Source organism: Promicromonospora xylanilytica, assembly GCF_054782895.1.
Window position 1 is genome coordinate 1 of record NZ_BAAGRP010000017.1, and the last position, 16,182, is coordinate 16,182.

The following is a 16,182-nucleotide window of genomic DNA, read 5'->3' on the forward strand; positions in this document are numbered from 1 at the left end:
CCATCGAGTACGAGACCATCATGAACCCGACCGTCAGCCTGGCGGCCTAAACCCAGCTGTCACCTATCGGCGCACCAGTCCCTTCCGCCAGGTACTCCGACCGAGCTGCCCTACGCAGTCCACGACGCGCTCCGGACCCGCTTCTCGACAGACGGCAGGGCGCTGTCGTCCTTGTCGGCGCCGTACATGCTTATCTGCACTTGACGGCCTACTTCGCATCAGCGTGCGAATCGGTCGGCTAGCGCGGCAGCACGTGTACCCGCCTGTGCCACTCTCTGCACGCACAAACGACGGCGTCCAGGGTGCTCACCACGCTGGTGGCATCACGGGTTGGAGCGCCGCTCGATGATGTCCTTCATCTGGTCGATCTCCTGCTGCTGGCTCCGGACGATCGAGTCGCAGAGCTCGATGATCTCCGGATCGGTGAGCGAGGACTCCTGGCACACCAGGATCGCCCTCGAGTGGTGCGGGATCATCGAGGACAGAAACGCGTCGTCGTCCACGAACGTCTCAGTCCGGGCCAACGCAAACGCCCCGACGAGCATGGCCACGAAGCCGGTGAGGAGCGCGACGTTGAGGCGCTTGTTCTCGTACATCGGCCACATCACCAGGAGCATCACGATGCCCATGGCGCCGACCATCGTCAGCGAGATGTAGAAGTTGCTGAGGTTGAGGTAGAAGTCACCCCAGACGTGCACCTGGGCGAGGCTCAGCACGAACATCACCGCCAGGCTGATCAGCAGCGCGAGGCCCAGTCGTAGATACATCGACTTCATCGGTTCGTCCCTCCCGGGATCGGCTTCAAGAGCTGGTCGGCGATGAGCTGCGCCGCGGCGCACATCCGGTCTCAGCGCAGGCCCCTTGCCCGCGACTCACGCTATGCAGACCGCCAGCCACTGGCACCTGCGGCCGTCTCGAACACACGCACCACCGTGGTTAGGGCGGCTGTCGCCAGCCTGCACAACCGACCGTGGCGATGCCTGCCGCATCTCGCGACTCGTCCGAGGCTGCTGTCCACCTTCGACCAATTCCCTGTTGACGCGGTACCCCTCGGGGGTATACACATACCCCCGCAGGGTATCTACGAGGAGGAGAGAAGGACCATGTCAGCACCGATCACAGCCCCGGCCAGGAGCCGGTGGCTCGGGCTCGCGCTCATCGCAGCGGCCCAGTTCGTCGTCATCATGGACACGTCGATCATCGGCGTGGCACTTCCGGACATGCAGGCCGAGCTCGGGTTCACGCCCGAGTCGTTGTCCTGGGTGTTCAATGCCTACGTTGTCGCCTTCGGTGGCCTGCTGCTCCTCGGCGGACGACTCTCGGACCTCCTCGGAGCCCGGAGGGTGTTCACCAGCGGCTGGCTGATCCTCGCCGCCGGTTCCGTGCTCGCCGGGGCGGCCGGCAACGTCGGCCTTGAGATCGCCGGACGTGCGGTCCAGGGTGCGGGCGCCGCACTCATCGCCCCGGCAGCGCTCAGCCTGCTGATGGCACTCTTCGGCGGCACCAGCGAACTGCCTCGCGCCTTCGCCGTCTACGGCGCGGCGGCGCCGATCGGTGGCACGGCCGGCGTCTTCCTCGGCGGCGTGCTCACCGAGTGGGCGAGCTGGCCGTGGGTCTTCTACATCACGGTGCCGATAGCCGCGCTCGTCGTCCTGCTCACACCCAGCGCGCTACCCCGCGTCGCGGGCGGGCGCGGGTCCGTCGATGTCGGCGGCGCGATCACGGGCACGGTCGGGCTCGCGGCCCTCGTCTACGGCGTCGTCCGCGCACCCGAGGCGGGCTGGACCGCCGCCGAGACTCTGATCGCGCTCGGGGGTGGCGTGGTCCTGCTCGCCGCGTTCTTCATCGTCCAGGCCCGTTCACGGCAGCCGCTGCTGCGGCTGGCGATTTTCCGCACCCCGCAGCTCGGCGCGGCGAACGTCGCGCAGCTGCTCCTCGGCGCGGCCTGGGTGCCGATGTGGTTCTTCCTGAACCTCTACCTGCAGCAGGTGCTCGGCGCGGGGGCGTTCGCGGCCGGGGCGGCTCTGTTGCCGATGACGGTACTGATCGTGCTCGGCATGACGCTCGTCGCGCCGCGGCTCCTCGCGCGGTTCGGCGCCAGGGCGCTGATCGTTGCCGGGTTCGGGTTCCTCGCCGCTGGTCTCGTGTGGCTGGCGTTCGCCCGCCCGGGCGGCACCTACGTCGTCGATGTCCTGCCCGCCTCGCTGGTCGCGGCGTTCGGCATGGCGCTGGCGTTCGTGCCGTCGCTCGGCACCGCCATCGGCGCGGCTCGGCCGGAGGAGACCGGTGTGGCCTCGGGGCTGGTCAACACCAGCTATCAGATCGGCTCGGCCGTGGGCCTGGCGGCCCTGACCGTGCTGAGCTCGACGGTCGCGGCCGGCGCCGTCGACCCGGAGGCACTGACCGGTGGCTACTCGGCGGCGTTCGTCGGCGCGGCAGTCGTCGCGGCACTCGGCGGCGTCATCGCCCTTGCGGCGCTGCGCACGCAGCAGGGGACGCCCGTCGAGCCCGAGCCGGAGCTTGTCACCGGCTGAACGACAGTCGAGCGCTGAAGAGGTGTGGGCCTTTCGGGCCCGCACCTCTTCGTGCATCGACCAGAAATCAAACGCAGTCGCGACGCCGGCGGCGGCCGTACTGAACACCACCGTGACCATCAGTGCCACGTCCGGGGCTGCCGACGTGGGCGGGCGGCTGGGTGCCGCCCGCCCCTAGCGTCTCCGAGGTCGCGGTCAGGCGGTCGCGGGCTGCGGATCGGCCGAGCGCACGGGCGTCGCGAGGCGACCGGTGCGGTGCAGACCGTACAGAGCTGCAGCGCAGCCCAGGCCGAGGACGATCAGTGCGATCCACGGCAGCGCAGGCACTCCGGCCGCACGGGCCACGTCCAGGGACACTCCCGTGAGCAGATTCCCGAGGGTGATACCTATGCCGCAGATGGTGTTGTAAAGGCCGTAGTGCGTAGCCACCAGCCGGCCACCGGAGAGCCGGACGATGGTATCCATCTCGAAGGGGTAGGCGATCATGGTGCCGGCGGCCAACAGCAGCGCGGCAAGCGCGGGCGGCACTGCCGCAAGGAGCCACAGCGCAACGCCGAATGCCGGGACGGGCACCGCGGTGGCCAGCAACAAGGGCACGAACGCCAGGCCCATGACCACCAGGCCCCGGACCAGTACCTGGCCGGGCTCGTAGCGGGCCTTGCACCAGGCGGTCACGCGTGACTGGCCGAGAATGGTGACCAGTCCGGACACGACGAACAGCAACGCGACCGCGGCCGTGCTGAACTCTCCGTCCCCACCGAGTCGGCGCACCTCCAGGGGCAGGGACAGGTAGAGCTGGAAGCTGAGAACGTACGATCCGATCATGGCTCCGGAGAAGAGCAGGAAGGGCCGGTTGGTGAGGATGCCGCGCCATTGGGCGAGCACACCTTCCTGGCCCCGCTCCTCCCCCTTCTTCTCCTTTGTGTTCTCGGCTCGTCGCCCGGGCAGGGCGCGGATCTGTACGACGCTGAGTAGTGCGAAGATCCCGGCCGACACGAGGCACGTGACGCGGAAGCTCACGCCAGTCAACACCATGCCCACCAGCGGACCCAGCAGGATCCCGGCCTGGTAGAAGACGTTGAACAGTGCGAACGCCTCGACCCTGCGTTCTCCCGCGTCAGCGGCGAGATACGCCCGGACCGCCGGGTTGAACAGCGCCCCGGCGAGCCCGGTCGCTGCGGAGGCGGCGATGAGCACGGCCAGCGAGTCGGCGAATCCGAGCGTCGCGAAGCCGACCGTGCGCAGCACGCAGCCCGCCACGATCATCGGCTTGTAGCCGAATCGGTCGGCGAGCGTGCCGCCGACGAGGAACATGCCCTGCTGGCTGAAGTTGCGGATGCCCAGGACGAGTCCGACGACCCAGCCGGCCAGGGCGAGCGTTCCGGACAGATGGGCGGCCAGATACGGCATCAGCATGTAGAAGCCGAGGTTGATGGTGAACTGGTTCACCATCAACAGTTGGACGCTGCGTTCGTACGTGCGTACCTGCGCGAGAGTGCTCGTCACCGGCCCTCCTGCGCTGTGTCGGGCTGCTTGGCGAGTGTGAGCGGGTCGACCACGGTGGTGCACCGGGTCCAGCGGGTGATCTCCTTCTCGTCCACACGGCTGATCACCTCCGGCTCGGGTGCGGCCGGTGAGTCAAGCAGGCCGTGGGCGGCGCAGTAGTCGTCGTCGAACACCGTTCCGAGGTAGCGCTGCGGCCCGTCCGGGAAGATCGTCACGATCCGCGTGTCGGAGGGCATCGTCCGGGCCAGCCATCCGGCCACCAAGGCGACCGCCCCCACGCTCCACCCGCCCGTGGCGTAGTGCGAGCTGGCCAGCTGCCGGCAGACCGACACCGCCTCCGCCGGAGCGACCCAGTGCACCTCGGAGAAGTTCTCGTATGCGACGTTGCGGGGGTAGATGCTCGACCCCAGCCCTCGCATGAGCCGAGGCCGGGAAGGCTGACCGAAGATCGTGGAGCCGATGGTATCGACCCCGACCACCTTGAGCTCAGGGTAGAGCTGCTTCAGCACCCGGGAGATACCGGCGGAGTGGCCGCCGGTGCCCACGCTGCACGCCAGGACGTCGATGTGGCGCAGCTCTGTGGCGAGCTCCAGCGCGAGCGGAATATAGGCGGTGGTGTTGTCCGGGTTGTTGTACTGGTCCGGGCACCAGGAACCCGGGTGCTGCGCCAGCAGCTGCTGGACGCGTTCTCGGCGGGCCTGCTGCCAGCCGCCGGTGGGGTGTGGTTCGGAGACCGCCTCGACCTGGGCACCGTACGCGGTCAGCAGCCGGGTCATGGACATCTCCAGGCCCGGGTCGGTGACCAGGGTGACCGGATGTCCGTAGACCATTCCCGCCAGCGCGAGGCCCAGGCCGAGGGTGCCGCTGGTGGATTCGATGATGCGTGCGCCGGGCAGCAGGTCGCCGCGCGCACGAGCGCGCTCCACCATGTAGAGGCCGGGCCTGTCCTTGATCCCCCCGGGGTTGAAGCCTTCCAGCTTCGCCCAGAAGCCACGATCCTCGGAGGCCAGCGGCTCGGACACCCGCAGCAGCGGGGTATTGCCCACCAGCCCCGACAACGTGGACCGGTCCGGCGTGACGGCAGTGTTCATCAGTGAATGCATCTCTTTTCCCCCTCGATCAATGAATGCGTAGCACGTGTTCATCTCGCGCCACGGCCACAAGACCGGAGGTCAGCCCGGGCTCGGATCCGTCGCGCGGCAGCCGCACATGACGCACGACTGCAATCGAGGGTCTAGAGACGCCACCGTCCTGTCCGGACGAGCACAACCCGGCCCGTACCGGGGCTGCTACGCCGGTGCAGCCAACAGCACGCAGGCGGCACGCCCACGGCGGCGAAGACAGCCACTAGCGCCGCCGCCCCTGCTTCGGCGGGTGGGTGCTCGACCATCTGGGGCGCCGCAGGGACCACGGCTTCCGCACCACACTCGTGACCCGCGTGGTGCGCGTGGTGCCCGTGGTGCCCGTGGTGCGCTGCATCCGTCACGGCCGACGCAGCGGATGCGGGGCCAGCCGTCACCCGGTTCGTCTCCTCGGCAGACCCGTGTACGAGGGCACACAGGCCGATCACCACCACAAGGCTTCCGCAAACCAGAGAAGCAAGTCGGCGCCACCATCGTGAAGAGGGCAAGGTCCGCGGAACGGACGAGAACCGGTTGGGGCTACCCCGCTTCAGGGTCATGCTGGCCGTGCCGTCCACAGATAGGCAGCTCACTGATCGAGCATCGGCGAGAACGCAGCGCCTCCGTCGGTGGAAGCAACCACGGTGCCGTTGGTGGCTGCGTAGATCTCGTTGGCCGACTCGATGGTCAGTGCCTCGGGCCATCCCTCCAGGGCCGCCTGCTCGGCCCACTCCCCGGCGGGATCCTGAGCGGTGTAGACGACGCCGCCCGGCGTCACTCCGGCCAGGGTGCCATCCTGTGCCCAGCTCACGAAGACCATCACCGGCGCCGACTCGACGACCTCGAACGTGGCCCCGCCGTCCACGCTGCGAGTCAGGCCCGCCTGGGTGGTCGCGACCAGCAGCGCGGGGTCCTCGGGGCTGACCGCGAAGTCCGTGATCTCCGCAGTGCTGAGCGCCTCCCAGGACCGCTTGTCGGCGCTCACCAGGAGCTGGCCTGTCATCGAGTTGAGCCCGTACACGCGGTCGTGGCGGTACTCGAGCGCGTGGAAGTCCGCCTCTCCGCGCAGGGAGAGCGTCTCCCAGGTCTGCCCGGCGTCGGTGCTCTCGATGAGACCGACCGAGCTCGGGCCGTCCTGTCCTGGGCCGGGATGGCCGCTCGCCAGGAACCGACCCGGACCGGCGACGGTAAACCCCATGTAGTCCTGCACGCGGTCGGCGACCCGGGTCGCGCGGCCGTCGGCGATCCGGAACAAACCATGGTGCGTCCCCGCATAGACGGTGCCGTCGCCGGGATCGATCCCGATCCCATGGATGTGCTCCATCTCCGCGGCCCCGGTGCCATTCCCGTCGCCGCTGGGACTCTCGGCGGCCAGTCTCGGCATCACAAGCGCAGCAACGACGAGGCCGACGGCGAACGTGATCCCCAAGGCGATGGCAGCGGATTTAGGTCGTACCAAGGCTGAACCTTTCTCATGGGCAAACGGGCGTCGAGCAGCCCGATGCCGCGTCATTTCCCGAAGTCAAGGAAGGCACCATCGCCGTCGTGACGGTGCCGCGTGAACGCCGTGATCGCCAGGAGGAGAACGAGCACGAGGATGACCGCGCCGATGGCGAGAGCGAGCGGCGTCGGAATTCCGGCGACGGTGCTGTGGTGGTCGCCCGTCGTCTGTTCGGATGCGGACGACGCGACGGCAGGATCCGGAACGGTCTTTGAAGTGTGCCGGGCAGCCGGGGTCTCCTGCGCTGGCTGAGTGATCTCAGCCCTCGGCGCTGCCGAGGCCGAGGGCAGCAGCCAGCCCTGCGCGAGAGTCAACGGCTGGGCAAGCGCGAGAAGCAACAGCGTCGCGAGTAGAACACGAACGACTTGCGGCCGAGAGTGGCGTTCTGGCGTCGTTCCGGTTATCCGGTCGGAACACAAGTAGGTGCGCATGGGCGTCTTTTCAGCTCTGGGTACCGAGTCTTCGGGCGGTCGGAGCGCCGCCCGGTGGGCGGCGTGAGGGGCAGGCTGGTCCTGCCCCTCACGCCGGGCAGGTCAGGCGACGCGCAGGACCACCGGGTTGGACTGCCAGACCTGGGTGTACCGGACGGACTTGCCCGGCACCGGCGCCTCGATCTGCATGCCGCCACCGGCGTAGATCGCGATGTGGCCCGGCGACCAGAGCAGGTCACCGGGCTGCGCCTGGGACCAGGGCACCTCGGTTCCCGCGTACCGCTGCTCGGACGAGGTGCGCGGCAGGTTGATCCCGACCTGCGCGAAGACGTAAGAGGTGAACCCGGAGCAGTCCATCCCGGCGGGGGTCTCGCCGCCCCACAGGTACGGCACACCGAGATACCTCATCCCGATGGACACGATGGCCGATCCCTTCGCTGAGGCCGGGACGTCGACCGCGACGGCGGCGACAGCCTCCGCCTCGGCAGCCGCGGCGGCTTCTGCCTCCTCCTCGGCGGCTGCGGCGGCTTCTGCTTCAGCCTCTGCTTCGGCCTCGGCGGCTAGCTGCGCCTGGTACTCCTCGTTCTCCTCGGCCGAGACGACGGAGACTGCGGCGGTCTCGATCTTCAGCTTGGCGTCGGTGGCGACGGTCACCACAGGGGCGGCGGCGACGGACTCCTTGGCCTGGGTGGTCAGGGCGTTGAGGTCGGCCGAGTTGAGCGCACCCTGGAGCGGCTGGCTGGCCAGCGAGTTGTTGAGCTCGGTGGCTGGTGCGGCCTGGGCGGACGGGGCCACCAGGGACAGCAGTACGCCGGAACCGGCCGCTGCTGCTACGGCGGTGCGGCCGGCGAATGTGGTGATCTGCTCGGTGGCGGTTCGGGCGACGTCGGCCAGGACGGGGCGGCGTACCGCCCGGTGACGACCACGGCCGCGCACGGCCGGGTTCGGGTTGAAGCTGGGCTCCATGAAAGCTGGGACCTTTCGGATCGGAGTAGAACCACACGCGCGACCCCCGGTTCGGGGCGCGCTGAACCGATCGACACCCAGGTGGGGTGGTGTCGACGCGGTGAGGTGGTCTACGTCCGGGAGATCCCCAGGGCATGCAGCGACGGCGCTGCCGCTCGGGCCAGGCCCGACGGAGCGTGGCGTTCGTGGTGCCCGATGTCGGGCACCAGCCACTGCTGGGCAAGGGACGGCGCCCCGGCCAGGTCCATTGAGGGCGACAGCGTCCGGTCGTACCGCGCGGTCACCGTGCGGTCTTCAGCGCAGTCGTTCGGGTCCTCGCCGGGGTGCTCCGCACCGATCTGCGCGGCATGATCCGCCGCGGCGACGGAGTGCGCGTGCTCTTCGACGGCGCCGTGCGACGGCGTGCCGCTGTGGTCGACCTGATGCAGGTGGACTCCGCACACGGCCTGCACGCCCAGGACAGCGAGCACGAGGAACATGACCGTCAGGACGCTCGCGAACCCGCGCCGAGAAGCGGCGAGAGGCGAGCGAGCGGCACGAGTCAGGTTCATAGCGAGCCCAACAGTAACGGTATGGACACGGTGTCAGGCAACACCGGGTGGCAATAAGGGGCGCCCTGGGCCCCGTTTCGCTGCCACGATCCGCGCTGATCGTGCAGGTCAGGCGCGTGGGCTCGTCGTGCGGCGATCCTGTGCACGACGCCAGCCGTAGCGGGTCATCCCACGCGGCTTGTAGATGTTCAGCACCAGCGGGACCAGCAGCACGACCAAACCACCCACGGCATGGAACAGGTCCCCGCCGAGCTGGTCGACGTCGGCCGTCGGGTCGCCGGCGACGGCGGACATCGCCTCGACGGCCGGCAGGTGGAGCACCAGGATCACGAACGCGAACGCGGTCAGGGCGAGGCTGATCGTGACCCAGTAGTGCCGCACCAGCCCCCAGGGCGTCCCGAGGGCCTGGACGATCCCGGTGATCAGAGCCACCCCGGCGAGCGGGATGAGGGCGTACCGCAGGACGGGCTCCATCATCAAGTACGCCGCCCGGACGGTCTGCTCGTCGTCGCTGACGTAGGTCGGCACGTTGAGGGCGATGTAGGCAGCGATCGCGCCGATCCAACCTACCGAGGCCGTGACATGGACCGTCAGCATCAGCTTCCGGATCCCCGGCGGCATCTGCATCAGCGGTGCATCCCGGGACCGTGCTCGCCGCCGGCGAGCAGCATCACCGCGACAATCACGATCACGGCGACGACAGCGCCGATGGCGAGCATCTTGGCCCAGCGGGGCAGGCCTGGATGCCCCTGAGGGGCCTTGTCTGCGGTTGGGCCGGGTGCGTTCTCGGTCATCGTCGTCTCCTCGGGTCAGCGGTGGTCACTCTCATTGTTCGATACAGACTGTATCGAACCTGTACAGAGTGTCACACCAGCGACGGGGCGTATCATCGTCAGGTGCCGAAGCTGTGGGAGGAATCGATCGACGGGCATCGCCGATCTGTGCGCGATGCCATCACACAGGCCGCCTGGCGACTTGCCGAAGAGCACGGCCCGCTCTCTCTGACCATGTCGCAGGTGGCAGGGGCCGCGGGTATCGGGCGGGCAACCCTCTACAAGTACTTCTCGGACGTCGAGTCGATCCTGGTCGCTCACCACGCGCGGCACGTCGAGGACCATCTCCGGACGCTGGAAGACCTACGCGGAAAGGCTCAACCTCCGGGTGCCCGGCTCGTGGCCGTCGCCGAGGAGTACGCGTCCATCTGCTTCCACCGGGGCCGGCACTCCTCCGCGGACATCAGGTCACTGGTGCATCGCGGGCCCGAGGTCGCCGACGTGGAGCGTCGTCTGCACGGTGTCTTCGCTGACCTGATCGCACAGGCGGCGGCAGAGCGTCTTGTGCGCTCGGACCTCAGCCCGGAGGAACTCGCCGTGTACTGCCGCCGCGCGCTGGAAGCGGCCGGTGAGATGAAGGACCTCGACGGGGTCGCCCGACTCACCCGGGTAGTCCTGGACGGGCTCGGATACGCGCCTCAGCCCCAGGACCGCGGCCAGCGGGTAGCGGCCACTACCCATCGCCGGACCCACTAGTACTCGTGTCGGCACCCGTGGGCGGTGCGCCGCCGCGAGGTCAGCGCACCGCCGTGCGGGTCACATGCCGGCGAGCAGGTCCTCCATCGTCTGGATCTCGCTGGTCTGAGAGCTGACGATGGTGCCGGCCATCTCGACGGCCGCCTCGTTGGCCCCGTCCTCGACCTCGGTCTGAGCCATCTCGATGGCTCCCTCGTGGTGGACGATCATCTGCTCGAGGAACAGCCGGCCGGCTTCCGCCCCCTGGGCGTCCTCGAGCGCCTGCATATCGTCCTCGCTCATCATCCCGTCCATGGAGCCCTCGCCCATGTCGCCGCTGGCGTCGTCGGGCTGCGGGGCGCCCCACTCCTCGAGCCAGGTCGAGAGCTGCTCGATCTCCGGGCCCTGAGCCTCCTTGATCTGCGTGGCCAGGTCCGTGATCTGCGAGTCGACGCCCTCCTTGCCCAGGAGGACGTCGGACATCTCGATTGCCTGCTGGTGGTGCGGGATCATCATCTGCGCGAACATGACGTCAGCGTCGTTGAAGGTCGCACCGTCCTGGGCGTCGCCCGAGGCTGGGGCACTCTCGGACATGGACATGCCGGGCATGCCGGAGTGGTCGGCGCCCGCTTCGCCGCCAGAGCAGGCCGACAGGGTCAGAGCGGTCGCCAGGACGAGGCTCGGTGCAAGGATGCGCTTCATGGTGCAAGGCCTTTCGGTTCGAAGTAGTTGACACACGGCGCGGCCGAAGGCCGCAAAACGGCCGACCCGTTGGGGAGGGTCGGCGAGTGTGTGCTTCTACGTCCGAGAGATGCCCAATGCGTGCAACGACGGGGGCGCAGCCGGGCGCGAGCGCGGCACGATCACGAGGCTGCGCCGAGCCAGCGGCAGGATCACCGCGTTGAGGAAGCTCGCCGGTGGTGCGGCGAGGGTCAGCAGGGCCACGAGCACCATGAGGCACATGGCTGTGGTCATGTCGTGCGCGTCGTGCGAGCCGCAGCCGGACGCGCAGTGCCGGGCGTCACCGTGCAGTTCAGGGTCAGCGACTTGCCCTGAGCTCGCCTGACCGGCCTGAACTCCCATTGCCCCGGACGGATCCGCGTACTCGGCCCCGTGCGCTGCGCCGATCGCGGGTGGCGCCAGGTGGGCGGTGGGTGAGCCGCTCATGGAATGCATCGACACCACGCCAGCGATCACGACGGCGACCAGGAGCGCACCGGAGATCCCGCGCAGCCGTGCGGCAACCGGCGACCGGGGAATCGTGATGGCATGCATAACAAGTTCAGCCTAGTAGCAGGCTGCGGGGGTCGCGCGTGCACTAGCTCAGGCACGGGCGATCGAGGGCAGCAGCTCTCGGGCTACGCGTGGTGCGTCGAGGGCGACGGCGCCCACCAGCTCGCCGGACGGGCTGATGAACCGGGTGATGGCCGCACCGTCCCTGAGATCTTCGAACAGGCGGGTCGCGCCGGGCGCCGGCACACCGACCCCGGTGAGCGTGGCGCCATGGAAGCGCACGGTGAACCCGGTACGCGGGACGTAGGGCCCGGAATCGTCGCCGAGGCCGAGATCGAACAAGACTGTCCGGGCGGCGTGCCGCCCTTGGTCGCCGGCCGCGTCCCAGTGGTCGATGCGATAGTCCTTGCCGTGGGCGGTGGTGTGCACCGCAGCGCCGCCGGCCGCATAGGCGCTCGGCCTCCAGCGCAGACGGTCATCAACATGGAGGCCTGACAGGGCGCCAGTTCCGGTCCACGCTGTGTGTGGGATGGTGCCCTGGGCGGCGATCACGAGGTCGAGGACGATCTGAGTGCCGTCATCCAGCACGACTCCGCGGTGCCGGCCGGTCGACCACCCGTGGTCGAGTGTGGCTCCCAGATGTGAGGTGACGTGCTTTCGGTGCAGATCGGCTACCCGGCTGGCGAGCTGCAGCCCGAGGGCAGACGCCAGCGGCCGGTCGGAGCGTGCGATGAGGTGCACGTGTGCACCGGCGTCCGTCAACGCTGCCGCGGTCTCGGCACCGACCAGCCCTGCGCCGAGGACGGCCACCCGGGCAGGCCCGGCGGCGGTGTCGAGCAGGTGTCGGACGCGCGTCGCGTCGCCTGGTTCGTGCATGTGCACGACCGGCACCGGCATGTCGGGCCCATCGAGGGCACGTGGCACGCTGCCCGTGGTGATCACTATGGCCCGGTAGCCGATCCGCTGCCCTGCCCCCAGTTCGACGTGCCGCTCCGTGACGTCAAGTCCGGTAGCCGGTCCTTCGACCCGTTCCACTCCCGGCGGCAGGGGCACCGCTATCTGGTCTTCTGAGATCAGGCCCGTGAGCACGCCCTTGGTGACCAGAGTGCGGTTGATGCCTCCCGCGTCGGTGATCAGGGCCGTGGACAGGTGTGGCGCGGTGGCTCTCAGTTCTCGGAGCGCGGCCTGGGCGGCCGCGCCGTGCCCTACCACGACGACGTCGAACTTGTTCATGCTCGCCCCTTGCATAGGATACCCGGGCTGGGTATGTTCTCTCTGGAACATACCCCCCATGGGTACCAGACGGAAGGGATAGATTCATGAGCCAGACCACCACGACCTACGCAGTGGCCGGAATGACATGTGGCCACTGTGAGATGTCGGTGACCGAGGAGGTCACTCAGGTTCCGGGAGTGGATGGCGTGAAGGTCAGCGCCTCGACGGGCCGTCTCGAAGTGACGAGCTCCGCGCCGGTGGACGACTCGAACGTGCTGGCCGCGGTCGCCGAGGCCGGCTACAGCGCGCAGCGGGTCTGAACGCGCTGACACGACGCATCTGCACCTCTCCCCCTGCTCCAGAACCGAAGGGCTTCTTTCTCATGGCGCACGACCACACGCATGACCACGGCACCCACGACCACGGTGACGCGCACGACAGCTCCGCACCGGCCGCCGCTTGCGGCCACGCGGCGGACACCAGCGGCCTGAGCACCGAGGACGTCGCGGACTGCCCCGTCATGTCCGGTAGCCCGGTCATCAAGGCCGACGCCGAGGCCGCAGGGCTGTTCCGCGACTACGACGGCGCACGGTACTGGTTTTGCTGCGACGCATGCGGGCCGCTGTTCGACGCCGACCCCGAGCGGTACGTCACCGCGGCCTGACCCCGACGGTCGTGGGCAGCCGCCCGGAAGCCCACGACCACTCCTCTTGCCCATCCACCCCACCCAGCGAAGGCTGATCACCATGAGCCAGGATCACCAGCACGACCACGGGCCGACCGGCGCCGGGACCGCAAGTCCCAGCGAGCACTCTCACCACCCGGCGGCTCCCGCTGGTGACGCGCACGCGGGGCACGATGCGCCGGCCGAGCACAACCACGATCACGGCAGCCACGGCAGCACCGAGCCGGCGCACGACCGGCACGGCGGAGCCGACGCACACGCGATGCATGCCGACCACAGCGGTCCCGCAGACCACAGTGATCATGACGGCCACACCGGCCATGCGGAACACGACGGGCACGGCGGCCACACCGGTCACGGCGGGCACGGCGATCACGTCGGCCAATTCCGGCGCCTGTTCTGGATCATGCTCGTGCTGGCCGTGCCGGTCGTCGGGCTCTCGGGCATGTTCGCGATGATCCTCGGCTACTCGCTGCCCGACGTCCCGGGCCTGGCCTGGGTGTCGCCGGTCCTTGGCACGGTCATGTACGTGTGGGGCGGACGACCGTTCCTCACCGGTGCCGTATCGGAGATCCGGGCCCGCAAGCCCGGGATGATGCTGCTCATCGGACTGGCGATCACGGTCGCGTTCCTTGCGTCCTGGGGTGCGAGCCTGGGAGTGCTGGACCATCAGCTCGACTTCTGGTGGGAGCTGGCGCTGCTGATCGTGATCATGCTGCTGGGTCACTGGATCGAGATGCGGTCGCTGGCCCAGACGACGTCGGCGCTGGACTCGCTGGCCGCGCTGCTGCCCGACGAGGCGGAACGTGTCGAGGGCGAGGACGTGGTCACCGTGGCGCCGTCCGACCTACGGGTCGGCGACGTGGTGGTCGTGCGCCCGGGCGGTCGGGTGCCCGCCGACGGCAAGGTCGTGCAGGGCTCGGCCAGCATGGACGAGTCCATGATCACCGGAGAGTCGCGCCCGGTACGCCGCACCGACGGGGACCCGGTGGTCGCCGGCACCGTGGCGACCGACTCCGGAGTACGCGTCCAGGTCACTGCTGTGGGCCAGGACACCGCCCTGGCCGGCATCCAGCGCCTGGTTACCGACGCCCAGAACTCCAGCTCCCGAGCACAGCGCCTGGCGGACACCGCTGCGGGGTGGTTGTTCTGGTTCGCTCTGGGCGCCGCCGTGGTCACAGCGTTGGTCTGGTCGGTCGCCGGTATGCCGGACGACGCCGTCGTGCGCACGATCACGGTGCTGGTCATCGCCTGCCCCCACGCACTCGGCCTGGCCATCCCGCTGGTGGTGTCCATCGCGACCGAGCGTGCGGCGCGCGGTGGCGTGCTGATCAAGGACCGGCTCGCTCTGGAGAGCATGCGCACGGTCACGTCCGTGCTGTTCGACAAGACCGGGACGCTCACCAAGGGTCAGCCGACCGTCACCGAGGTCCACCCCACCGGCGACAGCGACGCAAGCACCGTCCTGGCGCTGGCCGCTGCTGCTGAGTCCGACTCCGAGCACCCCCTGGCGCGCGCGATCGTGCAGGCCGCACGCTCCCGCGGCCTGCGGATCCCTGGCGCCGCCGACTTCACCTCGTCTCCTGCCGTGGGCGTCAGCGCCACGGTTCAGGGGCAGACGGTCGCCGTGGGTGGCCCCTACCTGCTCGAGCAGCACAACACCACCGAGCTGGCAGTTGCCGACCAGTGGCGCGCGGACGGCGCGATCATCCTGCACGTGCTGGTCGACGGCCAGGTCGCCGGTGCGCTCAAGCTCGCCGACGAGATCCGCCCCGAGTCCCGTCAGGCAGTCGACGCGCTGCACGCCCTGGGCGTGCAGGTCGTCATGATCACCGGCGACGCCGAGGCCGTGGCCAAGACCGTCGCCGACGAGCTCGGCATCGACCGGTACTTTGCCGGTGTCCGGCCGGAGGACAAGTCCGCGAAGGTGCGCCAGCTGCAGGACGAGGGCCGCAAGGTCGCGATGGTCGGAGACGGCGTCAACGACGCCCCGGCACTCGCTCAGGCCGATGTCGGGATCGCGATCGGCGCCGGGACCGACGTCGCGATCGCGTCAGCCGGAGTCATCCTGGCCAGCGACGACCCGCGCTCGGTGCTCTCGGTGATCGAGCTGTCCCGTGCCAGCTACCGCAAGATGAAGCAGAACCTGTGGTGGGCGGCCGGGTACAACCTGATCTCCGTGCCGCTGGCCGCGGGCGTGCTCGCGCCGATCGGGTTCGTCCTGCCGATGTCCGTCGGCGCGGTCCTCATGTCGCTCTCGACGATAGTGGTCGCGCTCAACGCCCAGCTGCTGCGTCGGCTCGACCTGCGTCCGGGAAAGTAGCCGTGCCCACCACACCCGACCCCGGAGCAGGTCCCGCTCTGCTCCCCGGTCTCACCGCCTGCAGCCTCTGCGCCGGGGAGACGCTCGGTGAGCGCGACCCGCTGCCAGGCGGCCAGCTTGCACGGCTCGAACGCCTTCGAACGCACGGAGCGGTACGCCTGACGTTGTCCGAGTGCCTCGACGAGTGCAACCGCGGTGATGTCGTCATCGCTCGCCCCAGCTCCGCCGGACGCGCGAACGGCGCGAGGCCCGTCTGGTTCGAGCGCCTCGCGGGCGAGCAGGCAACCACCGCACTGGCTCGCTGGCTCCAGAGCGGCGGGCCCGGCTTGGCCACCCTGCCCGACGAGCTCACGCCACACGTCATCAGGCGCGCGCAGGCCATCGAACCGGCCGGTCTCGGCGACATCGAACACTCTCAGCACCCGGCGAACGCCGACCTGGTCGAGGGCGCCTGCTCATGAGCCGCAGCCCATGACCTCGGCGAAGTTCTCACCCCGCCGGTCTCCCAATCGATGGCGAGGGACGGACGGGACGGAGCCGTAGTTGGCACGGAACGCGAGCGTGGGGCTACGACGAGGTCGTAGCCCCACGCTCGCGTTCCGTCGGCG

General features: G+C 69.2%; 18 protein-coding genes. 6 read left to right on the forward strand and 12 right to left on the reverse strand.

The window, feature by feature from the left end; translation table 11 throughout:
- Positions 1-323: 323 nt before the first annotated feature.
- On the reverse strand, positions 324-776 hold the full coding sequence (locus ACYVK7_RS15560) for a DUF305 domain-containing protein (RefSeq protein ID WP_460888632.1): 453 nt from the start codon (positions 774-776) through the stop codon (positions 324-326).
- A 327-nt stretch (positions 777-1,103) separates the two neighbouring features.
- Here ACYVK7_RS15560 and ACYVK7_RS15565 point away from each other — a divergent pair, with 327 nt between their 5' ends.
- Entirely contained in the window at positions 1,104-2,534 is a 1,431-nt protein-coding gene (locus ACYVK7_RS15565) for an MFS transporter (protein WP_460888633.1), read from the forward strand.
- Between the two features lie 195 nt (positions 2,535-2,729).
- On the opposite strand, the gene ACYVK7_RS15570 is transcribed toward ACYVK7_RS15565, so the two are convergent.
- The 8 genes from ACYVK7_RS15570 to ACYVK7_RS15605 all read right to left on the reverse strand — a co-directional run bounded on the left by ACYVK7_RS15570 (position 2,730) and on the right by ACYVK7_RS15605 (position 9,404).
- Entirely contained in the window at positions 2,730-4,040 is a 1,311-nt protein-coding gene (locus tag ACYVK7_RS15570; RefSeq protein WP_460888634.1) for an MDR family MFS transporter, read from the reverse strand.
- A complete protein-coding gene (locus ACYVK7_RS15575) occupies positions 4,037-5,131 on the reverse strand; it encodes a PLP-dependent cysteine synthase family protein (protein ID WP_460888635.1) in 1,095 nt (364 codons plus the stop codon). The genes ACYVK7_RS15570 and ACYVK7_RS15575 overlap by 4 nt, the downstream gene beginning before the upstream one ends.
- 619 nt (positions 5,132-5,750) lie before the next feature.
- Positions 5,751-6,485: a F510_1955 family glycosylhydrolase gene (locus tag ACYVK7_RS15580; protein WP_460888636.1), complete on the reverse strand. Its 735-nt coding sequence runs from the start codon at positions 6,483-6,485 to the stop codon at positions 5,751-5,753.
- A 185-nt stretch (positions 6,486-6,670) separates the two neighbouring features.
- Positions 6,671-7,093: a hypothetical protein gene (locus ACYVK7_RS15585; protein ID WP_460888637.1), complete on the reverse strand. Its 423-nt coding sequence runs from the start codon at positions 7,091-7,093 to the stop codon at positions 6,671-6,673.
- A 102-nt stretch (positions 7,094-7,195) separates the two neighbouring features.
- Complete coding sequence (locus ACYVK7_RS15590) at positions 7,196-8,059, reverse strand: C40 family peptidase (protein WP_460888638.1); 864 nt, start codon at positions 8,057-8,059, stop codon at positions 7,196-7,198.
- 110 nt (positions 8,060-8,169) lie between these two features.
- Positions 8,170-8,610 (reverse strand): hypothetical protein, encoded by a 441-nt coding sequence (locus ACYVK7_RS15595; protein WP_460888639.1) that lies wholly within the window; start codon positions 8,608-8,610, stop codon positions 8,170-8,172.
- Positions 8,611-8,718: 108 nt separating this feature from the next.
- Positions 8,719-9,237 carry a DUF2269 domain-containing protein gene (locus tag ACYVK7_RS15600; RefSeq protein ID WP_460888640.1) on the reverse strand — a complete coding sequence of 173 codons (519 nt, stop codon included), beginning with the start codon at positions 9,235-9,237 and terminating at the stop codon, positions 8,719-8,721.
- Positions 9,237-9,404 carry a hypothetical protein gene (locus ACYVK7_RS15605; RefSeq protein WP_460888641.1) on the reverse strand — a complete coding sequence of 56 codons (168 nt, stop codon included), beginning with the start codon at positions 9,402-9,404 and terminating at the stop codon, positions 9,237-9,239. The genes ACYVK7_RS15600 and ACYVK7_RS15605 overlap by 1 nt, the downstream gene beginning before the upstream one ends.
- Positions 9,405-9,506: 102 nt before the next feature.
- Between ACYVK7_RS15605 and ACYVK7_RS15610 the strand changes: the two genes are divergently transcribed.
- The gene (locus ACYVK7_RS15610) at positions 9,507-10,139 is read left to right on the forward strand and encodes a TetR/AcrR family transcriptional regulator (protein WP_460888642.1); all 633 of its coding nucleotides are present in this window, start codon (positions 9,507-9,509) and stop codon (positions 10,137-10,139) included.
- A gap of 60 nt (positions 10,140-10,199) precedes the next feature.
- On the opposite strand, the gene ACYVK7_RS15615 is transcribed toward ACYVK7_RS15610, so the two are convergent.
- The 3 genes from ACYVK7_RS15615 to ACYVK7_RS15625 all read right to left on the reverse strand — a co-directional run bounded on the left by ACYVK7_RS15615 (position 10,200) and on the right by ACYVK7_RS15625 (position 12,584).
- On the reverse strand, positions 10,200-10,820 hold the full coding sequence (locus ACYVK7_RS15615; RefSeq protein WP_460888643.1) for a DUF305 domain-containing protein: 621 nt from the start codon (positions 10,818-10,820) through the stop codon (positions 10,200-10,202).
- A 96-nt stretch (positions 10,821-10,916) separates the two neighbouring features.
- The gene (locus ACYVK7_RS15620; protein WP_460888644.1) at positions 10,917-11,393 is read right to left on the reverse strand and encodes a DUF6153 family protein; all 477 of its coding nucleotides are present in this window, start codon (positions 11,391-11,393) and stop codon (positions 10,917-10,919) included.
- Positions 11,394-11,441: 48 nt separating this feature from the next.
- On the reverse strand, positions 11,442-12,584 hold the full coding sequence (locus tag ACYVK7_RS15625; protein ID WP_460888645.1) for an FAD-dependent oxidoreductase: 1,143 nt from the start codon (positions 12,582-12,584) through the stop codon (positions 11,442-11,444).
- An 86-nt stretch (positions 12,585-12,670) separates the two neighbouring features.
- Here ACYVK7_RS15625 and ACYVK7_RS15630 point away from each other — a divergent pair, with 86 nt between their 5' ends.
- The 4 genes from ACYVK7_RS15630 (at position 12,671) to ACYVK7_RS15645 (ending at position 16,035) form a co-directional block, all read left to right on the forward strand.
- Positions 12,671-12,886 (forward strand): heavy-metal-associated domain-containing protein, encoded by a 216-nt coding sequence (locus ACYVK7_RS15630; RefSeq protein WP_253877702.1) that lies wholly within the window; start codon positions 12,671-12,673, stop codon positions 12,884-12,886.
- A gap of 62 nt (positions 12,887-12,948) precedes the next feature.
- Positions 12,949-13,230: a YHS domain-containing protein gene (locus ACYVK7_RS15635; protein ID WP_460888646.1), complete on the forward strand. Its 282-nt coding sequence runs from the start codon at positions 12,949-12,951 to the stop codon at positions 13,228-13,230.
- Positions 13,231-13,312: 82 nt separating this feature from the next.
- Complete coding sequence (locus tag ACYVK7_RS15640; protein ID WP_460888647.1) at positions 13,313-15,574, forward strand: heavy metal translocating P-type ATPase; 2,262 nt, start codon at positions 13,313-13,315, stop codon at positions 15,572-15,574.
- Between the two features lie 2 nt (positions 15,575-15,576).
- Positions 15,577-16,035, forward strand: a complete 459-nt coding sequence (locus ACYVK7_RS15645) for a hypothetical protein (protein WP_460888648.1) — start codon at positions 15,577-15,579, stop codon at positions 16,033-16,035.
- The last annotated feature ends 147 nt before the right edge of the window (positions 16,036-16,182 follow it).

Excerpts from the sequence above, each read along its gene's own strand:
- ACYVK7_RS15600 (WP_460888640.1), bottom strand. The coding sequence starts at position 9,237 with ATGCAGATGCCGCCGGGGATCCGGAAGCTGATGCTGACGGTCCATGTC.
- ACYVK7_RS15640 (WP_460888647.1), top strand. The coding sequence starts at position 13,313 with ATGAGCCAGGATCACCAGCACGACCACGGGCCGACCGGCGCCGGGACC.
- ACYVK7_RS15565 (WP_460888633.1), top strand. The coding sequence starts at position 1,104 with ATGTCAGCACCGATCACAGCCCCGGCCAGGAGCCGGTGGCTCGGGCTC.
- ACYVK7_RS15615 (WP_460888643.1), bottom strand. The coding sequence starts at position 10,820 with ATGAAGCGCATCCTTGCACCGAGCCTCGTCCTGGCGACCGCTCTGACC.
- ACYVK7_RS15595 (WP_460888639.1), bottom strand. The coding sequence starts at position 8,610 with ATGAACCTGACTCGTGCCGCTCGCTCGCCTCTCGCCGCTTCTCGGCGC.
- ACYVK7_RS15585 (WP_460888637.1), bottom strand. The coding sequence starts at position 7,093 with ATGCGCACCTACTTGTGTTCCGACCGGATAACCGGAACGACGCCAGAA.
- ACYVK7_RS15625 (WP_460888645.1), bottom strand. The coding sequence starts at position 12,584 with ATGAACAAGTTCGACGTCGTCGTGGTAGGGCACGGCGCGGCCGCCCAG.
- ACYVK7_RS15630 (WP_253877702.1), top strand. The coding sequence starts at position 12,671 with ATGAGCCAGACCACCACGACCTACGCAGTGGCCGGAATGACATGTGGC.
- ACYVK7_RS15620 (WP_460888644.1), bottom strand. The coding sequence starts at position 11,393 with ATGCATGCCATCACGATTCCCCGGTCGCCGGTTGCCGCACGGCTGCGC.
- ACYVK7_RS15580 (WP_460888636.1), bottom strand. The coding sequence starts at position 6,485 with ATGGAGCACATCCATGGGATCGGGATCGATCCCGGCGACGGCACCGTC.
- ACYVK7_RS15575 (WP_460888635.1), bottom strand. The coding sequence starts at position 5,131 with ATGAACACTGCCGTCACGCCGGACCGGTCCACGTTGTCGGGGCTGGTG.
- ACYVK7_RS15635 (WP_460888646.1), top strand. The coding sequence starts at position 12,949 with ATGGCGCACGACCACACGCATGACCACGGCACCCACGACCACGGTGAC.
- ACYVK7_RS15590 (WP_460888638.1), bottom strand. The coding sequence starts at position 8,059 with ATGGAGCCCAGCTTCAACCCGAACCCGGCCGTGCGCGGCCGTGGTCGT.
- ACYVK7_RS15560 (WP_460888632.1), bottom strand. The coding sequence starts at position 776 with ATGAAGTCGATGTATCTACGACTGGGCCTCGCGCTGCTGATCAGCCTG.
- ACYVK7_RS15605 (WP_460888641.1), bottom strand. The coding sequence starts at position 9,404 with ATGACCGAGAACGCACCCGGCCCAACCGCAGACAAGGCCCCTCAGGGG.